The following is a 16,855-nucleotide window of genomic DNA, read 5'->3' on the forward strand; positions in this document are numbered from 1 at the left end:
CCCGCAGTACGGCCAGCACCGGATGCCCGTTGCGCCGGGCGTCCGACAGCCGCTCCAGCACCAGCATGCCGGCGCCCTCGGACAGGGCCGTGCCGTCCGCCGCGTCGGCGAAGGACTTGGCGTGACCGTCGGCGGCCAGGTTGCGCTGCCTGCTGAAGTCCACGAACGTGTCGACGGTCGACATCACGGACACCCCGCCGGCCAGCGCCAGCGTGCACTCGCCCTGCCGCAGCGCCTGCGCGGCCAGGTGCAGCGCCACCAGGGACGACGAGCACGCCGTGTCGACGGTGAGCGTCGGGCCCTCCAGGCCCAGGGCGTAGGCGACCCGGCCGGAGGCCACGCTGCCCAGGCTGCCGTTGCCGAGGTGGTCGCGCACGGCTTCGGGGACGCGGCGCAGCCGGCTGCCGTAGTCGTGGTACATGACGCCCGCGAACACGCCGGTGCGGCTGCCGCGCACGGAGTGCGGGTCGATGCCGGCCCGCTCCAGCGCCTCCCAGGAGGTCTCCAGCAGCAGCCGCTGCTGCGGGTCCATGGCCAGGGCCTCGCGCGGGCCGATACCGAAGAAGTCGGGGTCGAAGTCGGCGGCGTCGTACAGGAATCCGCCGGACCGGGTGGAGGAGTGGCCGGCCTTGCCGGGCTCCGGATCGTACAGGCCGTCCAGGTCCCAGCCGCGGTCGGCGGGGAAGGCGCCGATGCCGTCGCCACCGTCGGCCAGCAGCCGCCACAGCTCCTCGGGGGTGGCGACGCCGCCGGGGTAGCGGCAGGCCATGGCGACGATGGCGACCGGCTCGTCCGCCTCCCGCACGGTGACGTCGGCGGCGGCCTCGTCCCGCGCGCCGAACAGTTCCGTCCTCAGGTGGGCGACGAGCGCGCCCGCGTCCGGGTAGTCGAAGACCAGGGTGGCGGGCAGGCGCAGGCCGACCGCGGCGCCCAGCCGGTTGCGCAGTTCCACCGCGGTCAGCGAGTCGAAGCCGGACTCGCGGAAGGAACGGCGCGGATCCAGCGTCATGTCGCTGCCGTGCCCGAGGACGGCGGCGACATGGGTGCGGACCAGTTCCATGAGGGCCGCGTCGCGTTCGGCGGGGCCGAGGGCGGCGAGCCGGCCGGCGAGCGGGGCGGAGTCCGCGCGGCCGGCGGCGGTGCGGCGGGCGCGGGCGGGCACCAGGCCGCGCAGCACGGCCGGCACCTCCGTGGCCCGGCGCAGGACGGCCAGGTCCAGGCCGACCGGGAGCAGCAGCGGTTCGGCGGCGCCCAGGGCGGCGTCGAGCAGGCGCAGGCCCTCCTCGGTGGCCAGCGGGCGGACGCCGGAGCGGGCCATGCGGGCCACGTCGGCGTCGGTGAGGTGGGCGGTCAGTCCGGTGCGCCGCTCCCAGAAGCCCCAGGCCAGCGAGTGCGCGGGCAGTCCGTGCCGGTGGCGGTGGGCGGCCAGTGCGTCGAGGAAGGCGTTGGCGGCGGCGTAGCCGGACTGGCCGGTGCCGTCGACCGTGCCGGCGGCGGAGGAGAACAGCACGAACGCGGCGAGGCCGAGGTCGCGGGTCAGCTCGTGCAGGTGCCAGGCGGCGTCGGCCTTGGGCCGCAGTACGGCGGCCAGGCGCTCGCTCGTCTGGTCGGTCACCAGGCCGTCGTCCAGGACGCCGGCGAGGTGGACGACGGCGGTCAGCGGGCGCTTTGGCGGTATCCCGTCCAGGAGCCGGGCCAGTTGCTCCCGGTCGGCGGCGTCGCAGCGGGCGACGACGATCTCCGCGTCCAGGCCGGCGAAGTCGTCGGCGGCGGTGCCGCTGCGGCCGGCCAGCACCAGGCGGCGCACACCGTGCTCGGCGACCAGGTGCCGGGCGACCAGGGCGCCGAGCACACCGGTGCCGCCGGTGATCAGTACGGTGCCCTCCGGGTCGAGGGCCGGCGCCTGCCCTCGCGGGGTGGCGCGGGCGAGCCGGGGCACCCGCACGGTGCCGTCGCGCAGGGCGAGCTGGGGTTCCCCGGTGGCCGCGGCGGCGGCTACGGCGCTCTCGGTACCGGTGTCGGTGTCCACGAGCACGAACCGCCCCGGATGCTCCCCCTGTGCCGCCCGGACCAGTCCCCACACGGCGGCGCCCGCCAGGTCGGTGACGTCCTCCTCCCCCGCCGCCACGGCGCCCCGGGTGAGGACCAGCAGCCGGGCGGAGGCGGTGCGTTCGTCGGCCAGCCACTCCTGTACGGCGGTCAGCACGCGCGCGGCCGCCCGGTGGGTGCCGGTGCCCGGGCCGTCGCCGCCGGCGGGCAGCACCGCCCAGGCGGGTAGGGTCTCCAGCGCGGCCGGGCCCCGTTCGTCCAGGACGGCGTACTCGGGCGCGGGCGCCTCGGGGAGGGGCAGGGCCGGCCAGTCCAGCCGGTACAGGGCGTCGGTGCGGGCGGCGGAGGCGAGCGCGGCCGGGTCGACGGGCCGGGAGACCAGGGCCTCGACCGCGGCGACCGGGGCGCCCGTGGGGTCGGCGAGCTGGAGGGCGAGGGTGTCCGCGGTGCCGTGCAGCCGTACCCGCAGGGCGGTGGCGCCGGCCGCGTACAGCGAGACCCCGGTCCAGGAGAAGGGCAGCCGGGCGGTGTCCTGGCCGTCGGCGGTGAGAACGTCGGCGTGCAGCGCGGCGTCGAACAGGGCCGGGTGCAGGGCGAACGTCCCGGCGTCCACGGGGAGTTCGACTTCGGCGAAGGTCTCCTCGCCGCGTCGCCAGAGGGCGCGCAGTCCCTGGAAGGCGGGCCCGTAGTCGTAGCCGAGGGCGGCCAGGCGGTCGTAGGCGTCCTCGGCCGGTACGGGCCGCGCGCCCGGGGGCGGCCAGGCGGTGAGGTCGAAGGCGGGCGCGCCGGCGGCGGGGGCGAGCAGGCCGGTGGCGTGCCGGGTCCAGGCGGTGTCGTCGGCGCCCTCGGGGCGGGAGTGGACGGTCAGCGCGCGGTGTCCGGTGTCGTCGGCGGCGGCCACGTGCAGCTGGAGCTGGACGGCGCCCCGTTCGGGCAGCGTCAGCGGTGCCTGGAGGGTGAGTTCGGCCAGGTGCTCGCAGCCGAGCCGGTGGCCGGCGCCGAGGGCCAGCTCGACCAGGGCGGTGCCGGGCAGCAAGGGGGTGCCGGACACCGCGTGGTCGGCCAGCCAGGGCGTGGTGGCGGTGGCGAGCCGGCCGGTGAACACGGTGCCGCCCTCGGCGACCGGGACGGCGGCGCCGAGCAGGGGGTGGCCGGTGCGCTGGAGTCCGGCGGCGGTGACGTCACCGGCGCCGGCGGACCGGTCCAGCCAGTACCGTTCGCGCTGGAAGGCGTAGGTGGGCAGGTCGGCGGGGCGGACCGGCAGGCCGTCGAAGACGGGTGCCCAGTCGACCGGGAGGCCGGCGACGAAGGCCTCGCCGAGGGCGGTGAGCACACGCTCGGGGCCGCCGTCGTCGCGGTGCAGGGAGCCGAGGGCGGTGATGCCGGTGTCGGCGGTGTCGGCGGTCTCCTCGATGCCGTGCAGCAGCACGGGGTGCGGGCTGCACTCGACGAACACCCCGTATCCGGCGTCGAGCAGGGTCCGGGTGGCCGGTTCGAACAGCACGGTCTGCCGGAGGTTGGTGTACCAGTACTCGGCGTCCAGGCCGGTGGTGTCGAGGCGGGCGCCGGTGACGGTGGAGTAGAACGGCACCTCGGCGGGCCGGGGCCGTATGTCCGCCAGGTCGGTCAGCAGCCGCTCCCGGACCGTCTCGACGTGCGCGGAGTGCGAGGCGTAGTCCACGGGGAGCCGCTTGGCGCGGTGGCCGCCGGCCACGATGGTCTCGCGGAGGGCGTCGAGGGCGTCGGCGTCGCCGGACAGCACCACGGACGAGGCGCCGTTGACGGCGGCCACCGAGACCCGGCCGTCGTAGGGGGTGAGGAGGTCGCGCACCCGGGCCTCGGGCAGGGCGACCGACATCATGCCGCCGCGGCCGGAGAGTTCACGGGCGATGGCCCGGCTGCGCAGGGCCACGACGCGGGCGCCGTCGGCGAGGGTGAGCGCGCCGGCCACGCAGGCGGCGGCGATCTCGCCCTGGGAGTGGCCGACGACGGCGGCGGGCCGGATGCCGTGGGCGCGCCACACCTCGGCGAGGGACACCATGACGGCCCACAGCACGGGCTGGACGACGTCCACGCGCTCCAGTGGCCGCCGGGCCCGTACGGTCTCGATGAGGTCCCAGTCGGTGACGGGGGCGAGGGCCGTGGCGCAGTCGGCCATGCGGGCGGCGAACACCGGTGAGGTGTCGAGGAGTTCGGCGGCCATGCCGGCCCACTGGGAGCCCTGGCCGGGGAAGACGAAGGCGATGCGGGACTCCCCCGCGGGCCGGCCGCGCACCACGTTCGGCGCGGTGTCGTCGCCTTCGGCGAGGGCGGTCAGCCCGGCGGTGAGGGCGGGCAGGCGGGAGGCGGTGACGACGGCCCGTTCGTCCAGCGCGGCGCGCCCGGTGGCGAGGGTGTGGGCGATGTCGGGGACGGGGTCGGTGCCGGTGGCGAGGTGGTCGAGGAGGCGGCGGGCCTGGCCGGCCAGGCCCTGGGGGCCGTTGCCGGAGAGCACCAGTGGGAGCGGGCCGGTCCAGGAGGGCTCCGCGGCGCGGGGCTCGGTCTCGGGGGCGGCCTCGACGATGACGTGGGCGTTGGTGCCGCTGATGCCGAAGGAGGAGACGGCGGCGCGGCGGGGCTCGCCGTCGGCGGGCCAGTCCCGGGCCTCGCGGAGCAGTTCGACGGCGCCCGCCTCCCAGTCGACCTGGGTGGTGGGGCGGTCGGCGTGCAGGGTCCTGGGGAGCCGGCCGTGCCGCATGGCCATCACCATCTTGATGACGCCGGCGACGCCGGCGGCGGCCTGGGTGTGCCCGATGTTGGACTTCACCGAGCCCAGCCAGAGCGGCTCGGCGCGGTCCTGGCCGTAGGTGGCCAGCAGGGCCTGGGCCTCGATGGGGTCGCCGAGCGGGGTGCCGGTGCCGTGGGCCTCGACGGCGTGCACCTGGTGGGCTTCCAGGCCGGCATCGGCGAGGGCGGCGCGGATGACGCGCTGCTGGGACGGGCCGTTGGGGGCGGTCAGGCCGTTGGAGGCGCCGTCCTGGTTGACGGCGGAGCCGCGCACGACGGCCAGCACGCGGTGGCCGTTGCGGCGGGCGTCGGAGAGCCGTTCCAGCAGGAGCAGTCCGGCGCCCTCGCCCCAGCCGGTGCCGTCGGCGCCGTCGGCGAAGGACTTGCAGCGGCCGTCGAGGGCGAGGCCGCGCTGGCGGGAGAAGTCGATGAAGGTGTCCGGGGTGGACATCACGGTCACGCCGCCGGCCAGGGCGAGGGTGCACTCGCCGGTGCGCAGGGCCTGTACGGCGAGGTGGAGGGCGACGAGGGAGGAGGAGCAGGCGGTGTCGACGGTGACGGCGGGCCCTTCCAGGCCGAGGAGGTAGGAGACGCGGCCGGAGGCGACGCTGCCGAGGTTGCCGTTGCCGAGGTAGCCCTCGACGCCCTCCGGGACCTCGGTGAGCCAGCTGCCGTAGTCGTGGTACATGACGCCCGCGTAGATGCCGGTGCGGCTGCCCTTGAGGGTGTGCGGGTCGATGCCGGCGCGTTCGAAGGCCTCCCAGGCGGTCTCCAGCAGCAGCCGCTGCTGCGGGTCCATGGCGAGGGCCTCGCGCGGGCTGATGCCGAAGAACCCGGGGTCGAATCGGGCCGCGTCGTACAGGAACCCGCCCTCGCGGACATGGGTGCGGCCGGGGGCGTCGGGGTCGGGGTCGTAGATGCCCTCGACGTCCCAGCCCCGGTCGTCGGGGAAGTCGCCGACGGCGTCCGTGCCCGCGTCGACCAGCTGCCACAGCTGCTCGGGGGTCTGGACGCCGCCGGGGTAGCGGCAGCTCATGGCGACGATCGCCACGGGCTCGTGCGCCGCCTCGGTGATCCGTTCGTTCTGCCGGCGCAGCCGCTCGTTCTCTAGCAACGACTCGCGCAGCGCCTCGACGATCTGCTCGACGGATGTGTCCACGGTCGGTGTCGCTCCCTGCTGGCTCGGCGGCGCTGGTGACGCGGTGCGGGTGCGCCGGTACGGGTGGCCCGGAGCCGGACGCGGCGCGTCGTCCGGCACCGGGGGTGGTCACTGGGGGGCGGTGCGGTCCAGGGCGGCGCGCACCAGGTCGGCCACGGCCATGGTCCTGATGTCCCGGGCCGGTTCGGCGGGGGCGGGCCGCGCGGCGGGCTCGGACAGCTTCAGCAGGCTGTCGAGCAGTCCGGCGGCGCGCAGGCGGGCGACGGGGATACGGGAGATCAGGGCGCGCACCTCGTCGTCGTCGCCGGGGGCGGCCGGCTCGGGCTCCGGCCGCAGCCGTTGGAGGAGGTGGCCGGCGAGGGCGGCGGGGGTGGCGTAGTCGAAGACGAGGGTGGAGGGCAGGCGCAGTCCGCTGGCCGTGCCCAGACGGTTGCGCAGTTCCACGGCGGCGAGGGAGTCGAAGCCCAGCTCGGTGAAGGAGCGGCGGGGTTCGACGGCGGCGGGTCCGGGGTGGCCGAGGACGGCGGCCACCTCGGTGCGGACCGTTTCCAGCACGGTGTGTTCGTGGTCGGCGGCGGGCAGCTTGGCCAGTCGTTCGCCGAGGGTGCGGGCGTGGCCGGCGCGGTCCGGGCGGGCGGGGGCGCCGGCCAGGGTCCGCAGCACGGCCGGGACCTCGCCGGCGCGGCGGCGCAGGGCGGCGGTGTCCAGCCGTACCGGGACCAGGGCGGGGGCGTCGGCGGCCACGGCGGCGTCGAACAGCTCCAGTGCCTCGTCCGGGTCGAGCGCGCCGATGCCGGTGCGTTCGATGCGCTGGACGCCGGCCTTGTCGAGCGTGGCGCCCATGCCGCCGCCGGACCACAGGCCCCAGGCGAGGGAGGTGGCGGGCAGGCCCAGGGCGGCGCGGTGGGCGGCGAGGGCGTCCAGGAAGGCGTTGGCGGCGGCGTAGTTGCCCTGCCCGGAGCCGTCGAGGGTGCCGGCGGCCGAGGAGAACAGCACGAAGTGGGCGAGTTCCCGCTCCCGGGTCAGGTCGTGCAGGTGCCAGGCGGCGTCCGCCTTGGGCCGCAGGACGGTGTCCAGCCGTGCCGGGGTCAGCGAGCCGATCAGGGCGTCGTCCAGGACGCCGGCGGTGTGCACGACGCTGTCGACGGGGTGCGCGGCGAGCAGGGCGGCGAGCGCGTCGCGGTCGGCCGCGTCGCAGGCGACGATGTCGGCTTCGGCACCGAGGTCCGCGAGGCCGGCGCGCAGCGCGGCGGCGCCGGGCGCCTCGGGTCCGCGGCGGCTGGTCAGCACCAGGCGGGTGACGCCGTGCCGGGCGGCCAGGTGGCGGGCGACCAGGGCGCCGAGTCCGCCGGTGCCGCCGGTGACCAGGACGGTGCCCCACGGGCGGTCCGTGCCCTCGGTGTCGTCGGCGCGGACCAGGCGGGGCGCGTGGGCCGTGCCGTCCCGCCAGCGGACCTCGGGTTCCCCGGAGTCGAGGAGGGCGGCGAGGGCGGCCCGGTCGGGTACGGGGCCGTCGGGTGCGGCCCGGGTGACGAGCAGGATCCGGCCGGGGTCCTCGGCCTGCGCGGCCCGCACCAGTCCGTGCACCGCCGCGTCGACGAGCGAGCCGCCGGTGAGGACCACGAGCACCGAGCCGGCGTACCGGTCACCGGCCGTCCAGGCCTGGAGGACCTCCAGGGTGCGGCCGAGCGCGCCGCGCACGGCGCCGGGCACGTCTTCGGTGCCGGATGCGGTGACGGGCAGGATCACCACGTCGGGCGCGGTGGCGCCGAGTGCGTCCAGGCCGGGGTGGACGGGGGCGCCGAGGCCGAGGTCGTCGTCGCCGAGGACCGCCCAGCTACGGCGGTCGGGGCGCCCGGCGGTCTCGGGCAGGGGGGTGTCGGTGACGGCGTAGAGGTGGCGGCTGCGCCGGGTGAGCCGGTCGGCGGCGTAGGGCCGGGTGACGTAGGAGGCGACGGTGGCCAGGGGCCGGCCGTCGGTGTCCGTCAGCTCGATGCGGGTGCCGTCGGGGCCGGGGGTGACCCGGACGCGGGCGGTGACGGACGCCTGGGCGTGCGCGGTGACCCCGGCCCAGGCGAAGGGCAGGGCGATGCCGTCGGACGGCCCGTCGGGCGCCGGTTCGCCGTCGAGCAGGGAGGTGAGGTGCAGGGCGGAGTCCAGCAGCGCGGGGTGCAGGACGTGCCGGGCGGCGTCCTGGGCGGCCCGGGCGGGCAGTTCGAGGTCGGCGAGGAGGGTGTCGCCGTCCCGCCAGGCGGCCCGGACGCCTTGGAAGACGGGGCCGTAGTCGTAGCCCTCGGTGTGCAGGCGCGGGTAGAGACCGCCGGTGTCGAGCGGGGTGGCACCGGGCGGTGGCCAGGCACCGGACGCGGGTGCGGGCGTGGGTACGGCACCGGGGTCGGTGAGGGTGCCGGTGGCGTGGTGGGTCCAGCCCTCGTCGGCGGGGGCGTGCTCGGCGCGGGAGTGGATGTCCACGGTGCCGTCGGCGCGGGCGGCGACCTGGAGGTGTACGGCGGTGTCCCGGGGCAGCGCCAGCGGGGCGTGCAGGGTCAGCTCCTCCACGGCGGGACGGCCGGTCAGCCGTCCGGCGTGCAGGGCGAGGTCGACCAGGGCGGCGCCGGGCACCAGGACCGTGCCCAGGACCGCGTGCTCGGCCAGGACCGGGTGGGTGGCGGTGGAGATCCGGCCGGTGAGCAGCACCCCGGCGTCGCCGGGCAGGTCCAGGCGGGCGCTGACCAGCGGGTGTCCGGCGGCGGCGAGCCCGTGTCCGGCGGCGTCGCCGGCGGTGACGGCGGGCGTGGGCAGCCAGTACCGGCGGTGTTCGAAGGCGTACGTGGGCAGGTCGACCGGGCGGCCCGGGTAGTTCTCGTACAGCGCGGCCCAGTCGACGTCGAAGCCCCGGGTGTGGACGGCGGCCAGGGCGGCGAGCAGGCCGGGCAGTTCGGCGGTGTCCTTGCGGGCGGCGGGGACGAAGACGGTGTCCTCGGCGTCCGGCAGGCAGTCGGGGCCCAGGGCGGTGAGCACGGGCGCGGCGCCCAGTTCCAGGAAGGTGCCGGTGCCCTGCGCGGCCAGCGTGGCGACCGCGTCGGCGAAGCGGACCGTCTCCCGTACGTGCCGCATCCAGTAGTCGGCGGAGCCGAGGTCGGCGGCGGTGGCCGGGGCGCCGGTGAGGGTGGAGACGACCGGCAGGGCCGGTTCGGCGGCCGGCAGGCCGGCCATGACGTCCCGGAAGGCGGCGAGCATGGGTGTCATGCGGGGCGAGTGGAAGGCGTGCGAGACGCGCAGCCGGCGGGCGCCGGCGAAGTGCGCGGCGACCTCGGCGACGGCGTCCTCGTCGCCGGAGACGACCACGGCCCGGGGGCCGTTGACGGCGGCGATCGCGCACCGCTCGCCGTCCACCAGCGCGGCGACCTCCTCCTCGGAGGCCTGGACGGCGGCCATCGCGCCGCCCTCGGGCAGTGCCTGCATGAGCCGGCCGCGGGCGGCGACGGCGGTGACGGCGTCCGGCAGCGACCACACGCCCGCGACGTACGCGGCGGCGAACTCGCCGACGGAGTGCCCGGCCAGCCGGTCGGGGCGCAGCCCGAAGGACTCCAGCAGCCGGTAGAGGGCCACTTGGGTGGTGAACAGGGCGGCCTGGGTGTAGGCGGTCTGCTCCAGGGTGTCGGCGTCGTCGCCGAGGACGACCTCGGCGAGGGGCCGTTCGAGGTGCTTGTCGAAGAGCGCGGCGACCCGGTCGAAGTGTTCGGCGTAGACGGGGAAGGCGTCGTACCAGGCGCGGCCCATGCCGGGGCGCTGGGCGCCCTGGCCGGAGAACAGGTAGGCCAGGCCGACGTCGGTGGCGGAGCCGGTGACGAGCAGCCCGGGTGCCTCGGTGCCGTGGGCGAGGGCGTGCAGGGCGGTGGCGACCTGGTCGTCGCCGGTGGCGAGGAGGACGGCGCGGTACGGGTGGCCGGCGCGGGTGGTGGCCAGGGCCGCCCCGAGGTCGGCGGGGGCGGTGCCGGTCAGCTCAAGGAGCCGCCGGGCCTGGCCGCGCAGGGCCTCGGGTGAGCGGGCGGAGACCGGGAGGACGGGCACCGGCGGGGCGGTGGCGGGGTCCGGTTCGGCGGGCTCGGGTTCGGGGAACTCCTCCAGGATCACATGGGCGTTGGTGCCGCTGATCCCGAAGGAGGACACCCCGGCCCGGCGGACCCGCCCGGTGGCGGGCCACGGGCGCTGCTCGGTGAGCAGTTCCACGGCGCCGGCGCTCCAGTCGACCTGGGTCGACGGCTTGTCCACGTGCAGGGTCCGGGGCAGGACGCCGTGCCGCATCGCCATGACCATCTTGATGACACCGGCGACCCCGGCGGCTGCCTGGGTGTGCCCCATGTTGGACTTCACGGAGCCCAGCCACAGCGGCTGGTCGCGGTCCTGGCCGTAGGTGGCGAGCAGGGCCTGCGCCTCGATCGGGTCGCCCAGGGTGGTGCCCGTGCCGTGTGCCTCCACGGCGTCCACGTCGGCCGGGGTGAGCCCGGCGGCGGTGAGCGCGGCGCGGATGACGCGCTGCTGGGAGGGGCCGTTGGGGGCGGTGAGGCCGTTGGAGGCGCCGTCGGAGTTGACGGCGGAGCCGCGTACCAGGGCCAGCACCCGATGCCCGTGGCGGCGGGCGTCGGAGAGCCGTTCCACGACGAGCACGCCGGCGCCCTCGCCCCAGCCGGTGCCGTCGGCGCCGTCGGCGAAGGACTTGCAGCGGCCGTCGGCGGCCAGTCCGCGCTGCCGGGCGAAGTCCACGAAGGTGTCCGGTGTCGACATGACGGTGACGCCGCCGACCAGGGCGAGGTCGCACTCGCCCTGGCGCAGCGCCTGGGCGGCCAGGTGCAGGGTGACCAGCGAGGAGGAGCAGGCGGTGTCGACGGTGACGGCCGGCCCCTCCAGGCCGAGGGCGTAGGCGACCCGGCCGGAGACGACGCTGCCGAGGCTGCCGTTGCCGAGGTAGGCGGCGAGGTCCTCGGGGACCTCGGCGAGCCAGGTGCCGTAGTCGTGGTACATGACGCCGGCGAACACGCCGGTGCGGGAGCCGCGCAGCCGGTGCGGGTCGATGGCGGAGCGCTCCAGGGCCTCCCAGGACACCTCCAGCAGGAGCCGCTGCTGGGGGTCCATGGCGGTGGCCTCGCGCGGGCCGATGCCGAAGAAGCCGGCGTCGAACTCGGCGGCGTCGTACAGGAAGGCGCCCTCGCGGGTGTAGGTGCGGCCGGGGGTGCCGGGCTCGGGGTCGTACAGTGCCTCGGTGTCCCAGCCGCGGTCCGTGGGGAAGCCGCCGACCGCGTCGACGCCGTCGGCGACGAGCCGCCACAGGTCCTCCGGCGAGCGGACCCGGCCGGGGTAGCGGCAGCTCATGCCGACGATGACGACCGGGTCGTCGTCGGTGGCGGTGCGGGCGGGGGCGGCGGGGTCCTCCCGTGGGCCGGTGCCGAAGAGGGTGTCGCGGATGTGGCCGGCCAGGGCGCGGGAGGTGGGGTGGTCGAAGACGAGGGTGGCGGGCAGCCGCAGCCCGGTGGCGGTGTTCAGCCGGTTGCGCAGCTCGACGGCGGCCAGTGAGTCGAAGCCGAGGTCGGTGAAGGCCCGGCCGGGGTCGACGGCGGCCGGCCCGTCGTGCCGCAGGACGGCCGCGACCTCGGTGCGGACCAGGTCGAGCAGGGCGCGGTCGCGGTCGGCGGCGGGCAGCGCGGCGAGCTGTCCGTCCGTGGCCGGGGCGGGGGCGGTGCTCGCCGTGGCCCGGCGGGCGGCCGGGCGGACGAGTCCGGTCAGCAGAGGCGGTACGCCGTCGGGCCGGCGGCGCACGGCGGCGGTGTCGATCTCCACGGGCACCAGGTGCGGGGCGCGGGAGCGCACGGCGGTGTCGAACAGTTCCAGGGAGCGGGCGGCGGACAGTCCCGGCAGGCCGTAGGCGGCGATGCGGTCCCGGGCGGTGTCGTCCAGGGCGGCGCCCATGCCGGTGTCGGTGGCCCACAGGCCCCAGGCGAGGGAGGTGGCGGGCAGGCCGAGGGCGGCGCGGTGGGTGGCGAGGGCGTCCAGATAGGCGTTGGCGGCGGCGTAGTTGCCCTGACCGGCTCCGTCGAGGACGGCGGCCAGGGAGGAGAACAGCACGAAGCGGGTGAGCCCGTGGTCCCGGGTCAGTTCGTGCAGGTGCCAGGCGCCCAGGGCCTTGGCGTGGAAGACCTCGTCCACCATCGCGTCGGTGAGGGTGTCCACGACGGCGTCGTGGACGGTGCCCGCCGCGTGGACGACGGAGTCCACCGGGTGCCGCTCCAGCAGGCGGCGCAGCGCCTCTCGGTCGCCCGTGTCGCAGGCGGCCACGGTCACCTCGGCGCCCAGGGCGGTCAGTTCGGCGTGCAGGCCGGGTGCGCTGCCGCGCCGGCCGGCGAGGACCAGGCGGCGTACGCCGTGGGCGCTCACCAGGTGGCGGGCGAGCAGCGCGCCGAGGCCGCCGGTGCCGCCGGTGACGAGCACCGTGCCCCAGTCGGCGGCGGACTCCTCGCCCGGGGGCTGGGCGGTCAGCCGGGGCACGCTGAACGCGCCGTCGGCCAGGGAGAGTTCGGGCTCGCCGGTGGCGAGGACGCGGCGCAGGTCGGCCTCGGAGGGCAGTGCCTCGTGCTCGACCAGGACGTAACGGCCGGGGTTCTCGGCCTGGGCGGAGCGGACCAGGCCGCGGACGGCCGCGTGGGCGGGGCTTTCGGGCGGGGTGACGACGACCAGCCGGGTGCCGGCGAGGCGTTCGTCCGTCTGCCAGGTCCGCAACAGCCCGAGGACGGCGTGGACATGGGCGCGCGCCCGGGTGGCGTCGGCGTCCGCCGCGCCGGGGACGCGGTACACGACGGCGTCCGGGGCGGGGCCGGCCGGCAGCGGTCCGGCGGGGTCGGTGAGGACGGCGGTGCGCAGCGGCTCGGTGGTCGCGGGCCGGGGGCAGGGCTGCCATCGCACCGTGTACAGGACGTCCTGGTCCGGTACGGGCCGGGAGGTGAGGGCCTCGATGGCGGCCACCGGGGCGCCGGTGGGGTCGGCGAGGTGCACGGCGATGGTGTCGCCGCCCCGGTGGGTGATCCGTACGCGCAGGGCGGTGGCGCCGCTGGCGTGCAGGGTGACGCCGGTCCAGGCGAACGGCACCAGCACCTCGGGGCGCGGCGGGGTGTCGAGGTCGGCGGCGTGCAGCGCGGCGTCGAGCAGCGCCGGGTGCAGGCCGAACGCGCCGGCGTCGGCGGTGGCGTCCTCGGGCAGGGCGACCTCGGCACAGATGTCGTCGCCGTGCCGCCAGGCGGCGCGCAGCCCCTGGAAGGCGGGCCCGTAGTCGTAGCCCTGGGCGGCGAGCCGGGCGTAGACGGCGGTGGTGTCCAGTGGCCGGGCGTCGCGCGGCGGCCACTCGGTGAGGGGGGCCGGGGCGGGCGGGGCGGCGGCGGTGAGGACGCCGGTGGCGTGCCGGGTCCAGGGTGCTGTCCGGTCGGCGCGGCTGTGGACGGTGACGGTGCGCCGGCCGGTGGCGTCGGGTTCGCCGACGGCGACCTGTACGGCGATGTCCTCCTCGGCGCGCAGCACCAGCGGGGTGCCGAGGGTCAGCTCCTCCAGGGTGCCCGTGCCGGCGTGGTCGCCGGCGCGCAGGGCGAGTTCGACGAAGGCGGTGCCGGGGAAGAGGATCCGGCCGTTGATGACGTGGTCGGCGAGCCAGGGCTGGGCGCGGGGGGAGAGCCGGCCGGTGAGGACGACGCCCTCGGCGCCGACGGCGACCACGGCCGCCAGCAGCGGGTGTCCGGCGGGGAGCTGGCCGAGGCCGGTGGCGTCGGTGCCGCCGGTGCGCTGCTCCAGCCAGAAGCGGCGCCGCTGGAAGGGGTAGCCGGGCAGGTCGGTGCGGCGCCCGCCGAGGCCGGCGAAGTGGCGCCGCCAGTCGACGGGGACGCCCCGGGCGTGGGCGGCGGCGAGCGCGGTGAGGGCCTCGCGGGGCTCGGGCCGTCCGCGCCGCAGCACCGGCCGGAACGCGGTGCCGGGGACGTCGGTGCAGTCCGGGCCCAGGGCGGACAGCACGGCGTCCGGGCCGACCTCCAGGAAGGTGCGGACCCCGCCGTCGGCCATGGAGCGGACGGCGTCGTGGAAGCGGACCCGGGCGCGGACGTGCTCCACCCAGTACTCGGGGTCGCGCAGTTCGGCGGTGACGGGGCCGCCGGTGACCGTGGAGACGACCGGCAGTTTCGGTTCGGCGTAGTCCAGGACGTGCGCGATGCGGCGGAACGCGGCCAGCATCGGTTCCATCAAGGGCGAGTGGAAGGCGTGGCTCACCCGCAGCCGCTTGGTGTCGTGGCCGCGCGCGGCGAGTTCGGCGGCGATCAGCTCCACGTCGGCCGCGGCTCCGGAGACGGTGACGGCGCTCGGCCCGTTGACGGCGGCGATGCCGGTGCGCGCGGTGAGCAGGGGTGCCACCTGGTCCTCGGCGGCGCGTACGGCGAGCATGGCGCCGCCCTCGGGCAGGGCCTGCATGAGCCGGCCGCGGGCGGCGACCAGGATCGTGGCGTCCTGGAGGGTGAGGACGCCCGCGGCATGGGCGGCGGCGATCTCGCCGACGGAGTGCCCGGCGAGCTGGTCGGGGGTGAGGCCCCAGCTCTCCAGCAGCCGGTACAGGGCGACTTCGACGGCGAACAGGGCGGGCTGCGCGTACTCGGTGCGGTGCAGCAGCCCGGCCTCGGGGGTGCCGGGCGCGGCGAACAGGATCTCCTTCAGCGGCCGGGCGAGCTGAAGGTCGAAGTGGGCGCAGATGTCGTCCAGGGCGTCGGCGAACACCGGGTGGGCGGCGGCGAGTTCGCGGCCCATGCCCGGGCGCTGGCTGCCCTGCCCGGTGAACAGGAAGCCGAGTTCGCCGTCGGCGCGGGCGGTGGGCCCGGTGGTGCCGGAGGCCAGGTCGTGCAGGGCGGCGCGCAGTTCGGCACGGTCGGCGGCGACGAGGACGGCCCGGTCGGGCAGCGCGGCCCGGGTGGTGGCCAGCGAATGGGCGAGGTCGAGGAGGTCGGCCTCGTCCGCGAGGGGCAGCAGGTCGGCGGCGCGGGCACGCAGGGCGGCGGCGCCGCGGGCGGACAGGGCGAACGGCAGCGGGGTCCCGGCGGGCCGGGCGGGGCGGGCGTCCGGGCCGGGCGCCTCGGGCTCGGGCTCGCCTTGTTCGAGGATGACGTGCGCGTTGGTGCCGCTGACGCCGAACGAGGAGACCCCGGCCCGCCGGGCCCGGCCGGTGTCGGGCCAGGCGCGCGGCGCGGTGACGAGTTCCACGGCCCCGGCCGACCAGTCGACGTGCGGGGTGGGCGCGTCGACGTGGAGCGTGGCCGGTACCTGCCCGTGCTCCATGGCGAGGATGGTCTTGATCAGTCCGGCGGCGCCGGCGGCGGCCTGGGTGTGACCGAGGTTGGACTTGACGGAGCCGAGCAGCAGCGGCGCGCCGGTGGGCCGGTCCTGGCCGTAGGTGGCGAGCAGCGCGGTGGCCTCGATGGGGTCGCCGAGCCGGGTGCCGGTGCCGTGCGCCTCGACCACGTCGACGTCGGCGGCGGTGAGACCGGCGTCGGCGAGCGCCCGGCGGATCAGCCGCTGCTGGGCGGTGCCGCTGGGCGCGGTCAGCCCGTTGGAGGCGCCGTCGGAGTTGACGGCGGAGCCGCGTACCAGGGCCAGCACCCGGTGTCCGTTGCGGCGGGCGTCGGAGAGCCGTTCCAGGACGAGCACGCCGACGCCCTCGGCGAATCCGGTGCCGTCGGCGGCGGCGGAGAACGCCTTGCAGCGTCCGTCGGGGGCGAGGCCCCGCTGCCGGCCGAAGGCGGTGAACACCCCGGGACCGCCCATGACGGCCACCCCGCCGGCGAGGGCGAGCGAGGACTCGCCCTGCCTCAGCGAGCGGCACGCCAGGTGCACGGCGACCAGGGCGGCGGAGCAGGCGGTGTCGACGGTGACCGCGGGGCCCTCGGTGCCGAGCACATAGGCGACGCGGCCGGAGATGACGCTGTTGGCGTTCCCGGCGAGCAGATAGGCGTCCAGGCCGTCCGGGGCGTCGTGCAGCCGCGGGCCGTACTCCTGGATCTCGGCGCCCAGGAACATCCCGGCGGGGGTGCCGCGCAGCGCCGTGGGGTCGATGCCGGCGTCCTCCAGGGCCCGCCAGGAGGTCTCCAGGACGAGTCGCTGCTGGGGGTCCATGCCGAGCGCCTCGCGCGGGCTGATGCCGAAGAAGTCGGCGTCGAACTCGGCGGCGGTGTCGAGGAATCCGCCGCTGCGCACATAGGTGCTGCCGGGGACCTCGGGGTCCTCGTGGTAGAGGGCGTCCAGGTCCCAGCCGCGGTCTCGGGGGAAGCCGGTCAGCACCTCGCCGCCCTCGGTGAGCAGCCGCCACAGGTCGGCGGGCGAGTCGATGCCGCCGGGGAAGCGGCAGCCCATGCCGACGACGGCGACCGGTTCGCCGGGGTCCGGGCCGGCGGCCGGCTCGGCGGGGGTGTCCGGTGTGCCGTGGACCTCGGCGAGCAGCCGGGCCGCGAGGTCCTGGACGGTCGGGCAGTCGTAGGCGAGGCCGACCGGCAGGTCCAGGCCGGTGCGTGCGGTCAGCCGCCGGTGCAGGTCGACCGCGGCGAGCGAGTCGAGCCCCTGCGCGGCGAGCGGGGCGGACGGGTCGAGCGGGGCCGGCGTGCCCGGCCGGGCCGTCTCGATCGCCTCGGCCACGGCCGTGCGCACCAGGTCGGTCACCAGCGCGCGGTGCCGGGACGGTACGGCCGTGGCGAGCCGTCGTGCCAGAGCTGAGTCGGATCCGGGCCCGTTCATCCACGCATCTCCACTTTCGGCCGACACCGGTTTTCCTCACCTTTTTCCACACCGTAGTGACGGCCCGGGAAAGGCCAC

General features: G+C 77.0%; 2 protein-coding genes. Both read right to left on the reverse strand.

The window, feature by feature from the left end; genetic code table 11:
• Positions 1-5,974 (reverse strand): SDR family NAD(P)-dependent oxidoreductase (locus ABD350_RS31865; protein WP_344352409.1); only part of this gene is annotated, 5,974 nt, incomplete at its 3' end.
• 108 nt (positions 5,975-6,082) lie between these two features.
• Entirely contained in the window at positions 6,083-16,777 is a 10,695-nt protein-coding gene (locus tag ABD350_RS31870) for an SDR family NAD(P)-dependent oxidoreductase (protein WP_344352410.1), read from the reverse strand.
• Positions 16,778-16,855 lie beyond the last annotated feature (78 nt).

Origin of the sequence: Streptomyces nogalater, from assembly GCF_039532885.1 — a bacterium.
Lineage (GTDB): Bacteria > Actinomycetota > Actinomycetes > Streptomycetales > Streptomycetaceae > Streptomyces > Streptomyces nogalater.

Excerpts from the sequence above, each read along its gene's own strand:
- ABD350_RS31870 (WP_344352410.1), bottom strand. The coding sequence starts at position 16,777 with ATGAACGGGCCCGGATCCGACTCAGCTCTGGCACGACGGCTCGCCACG.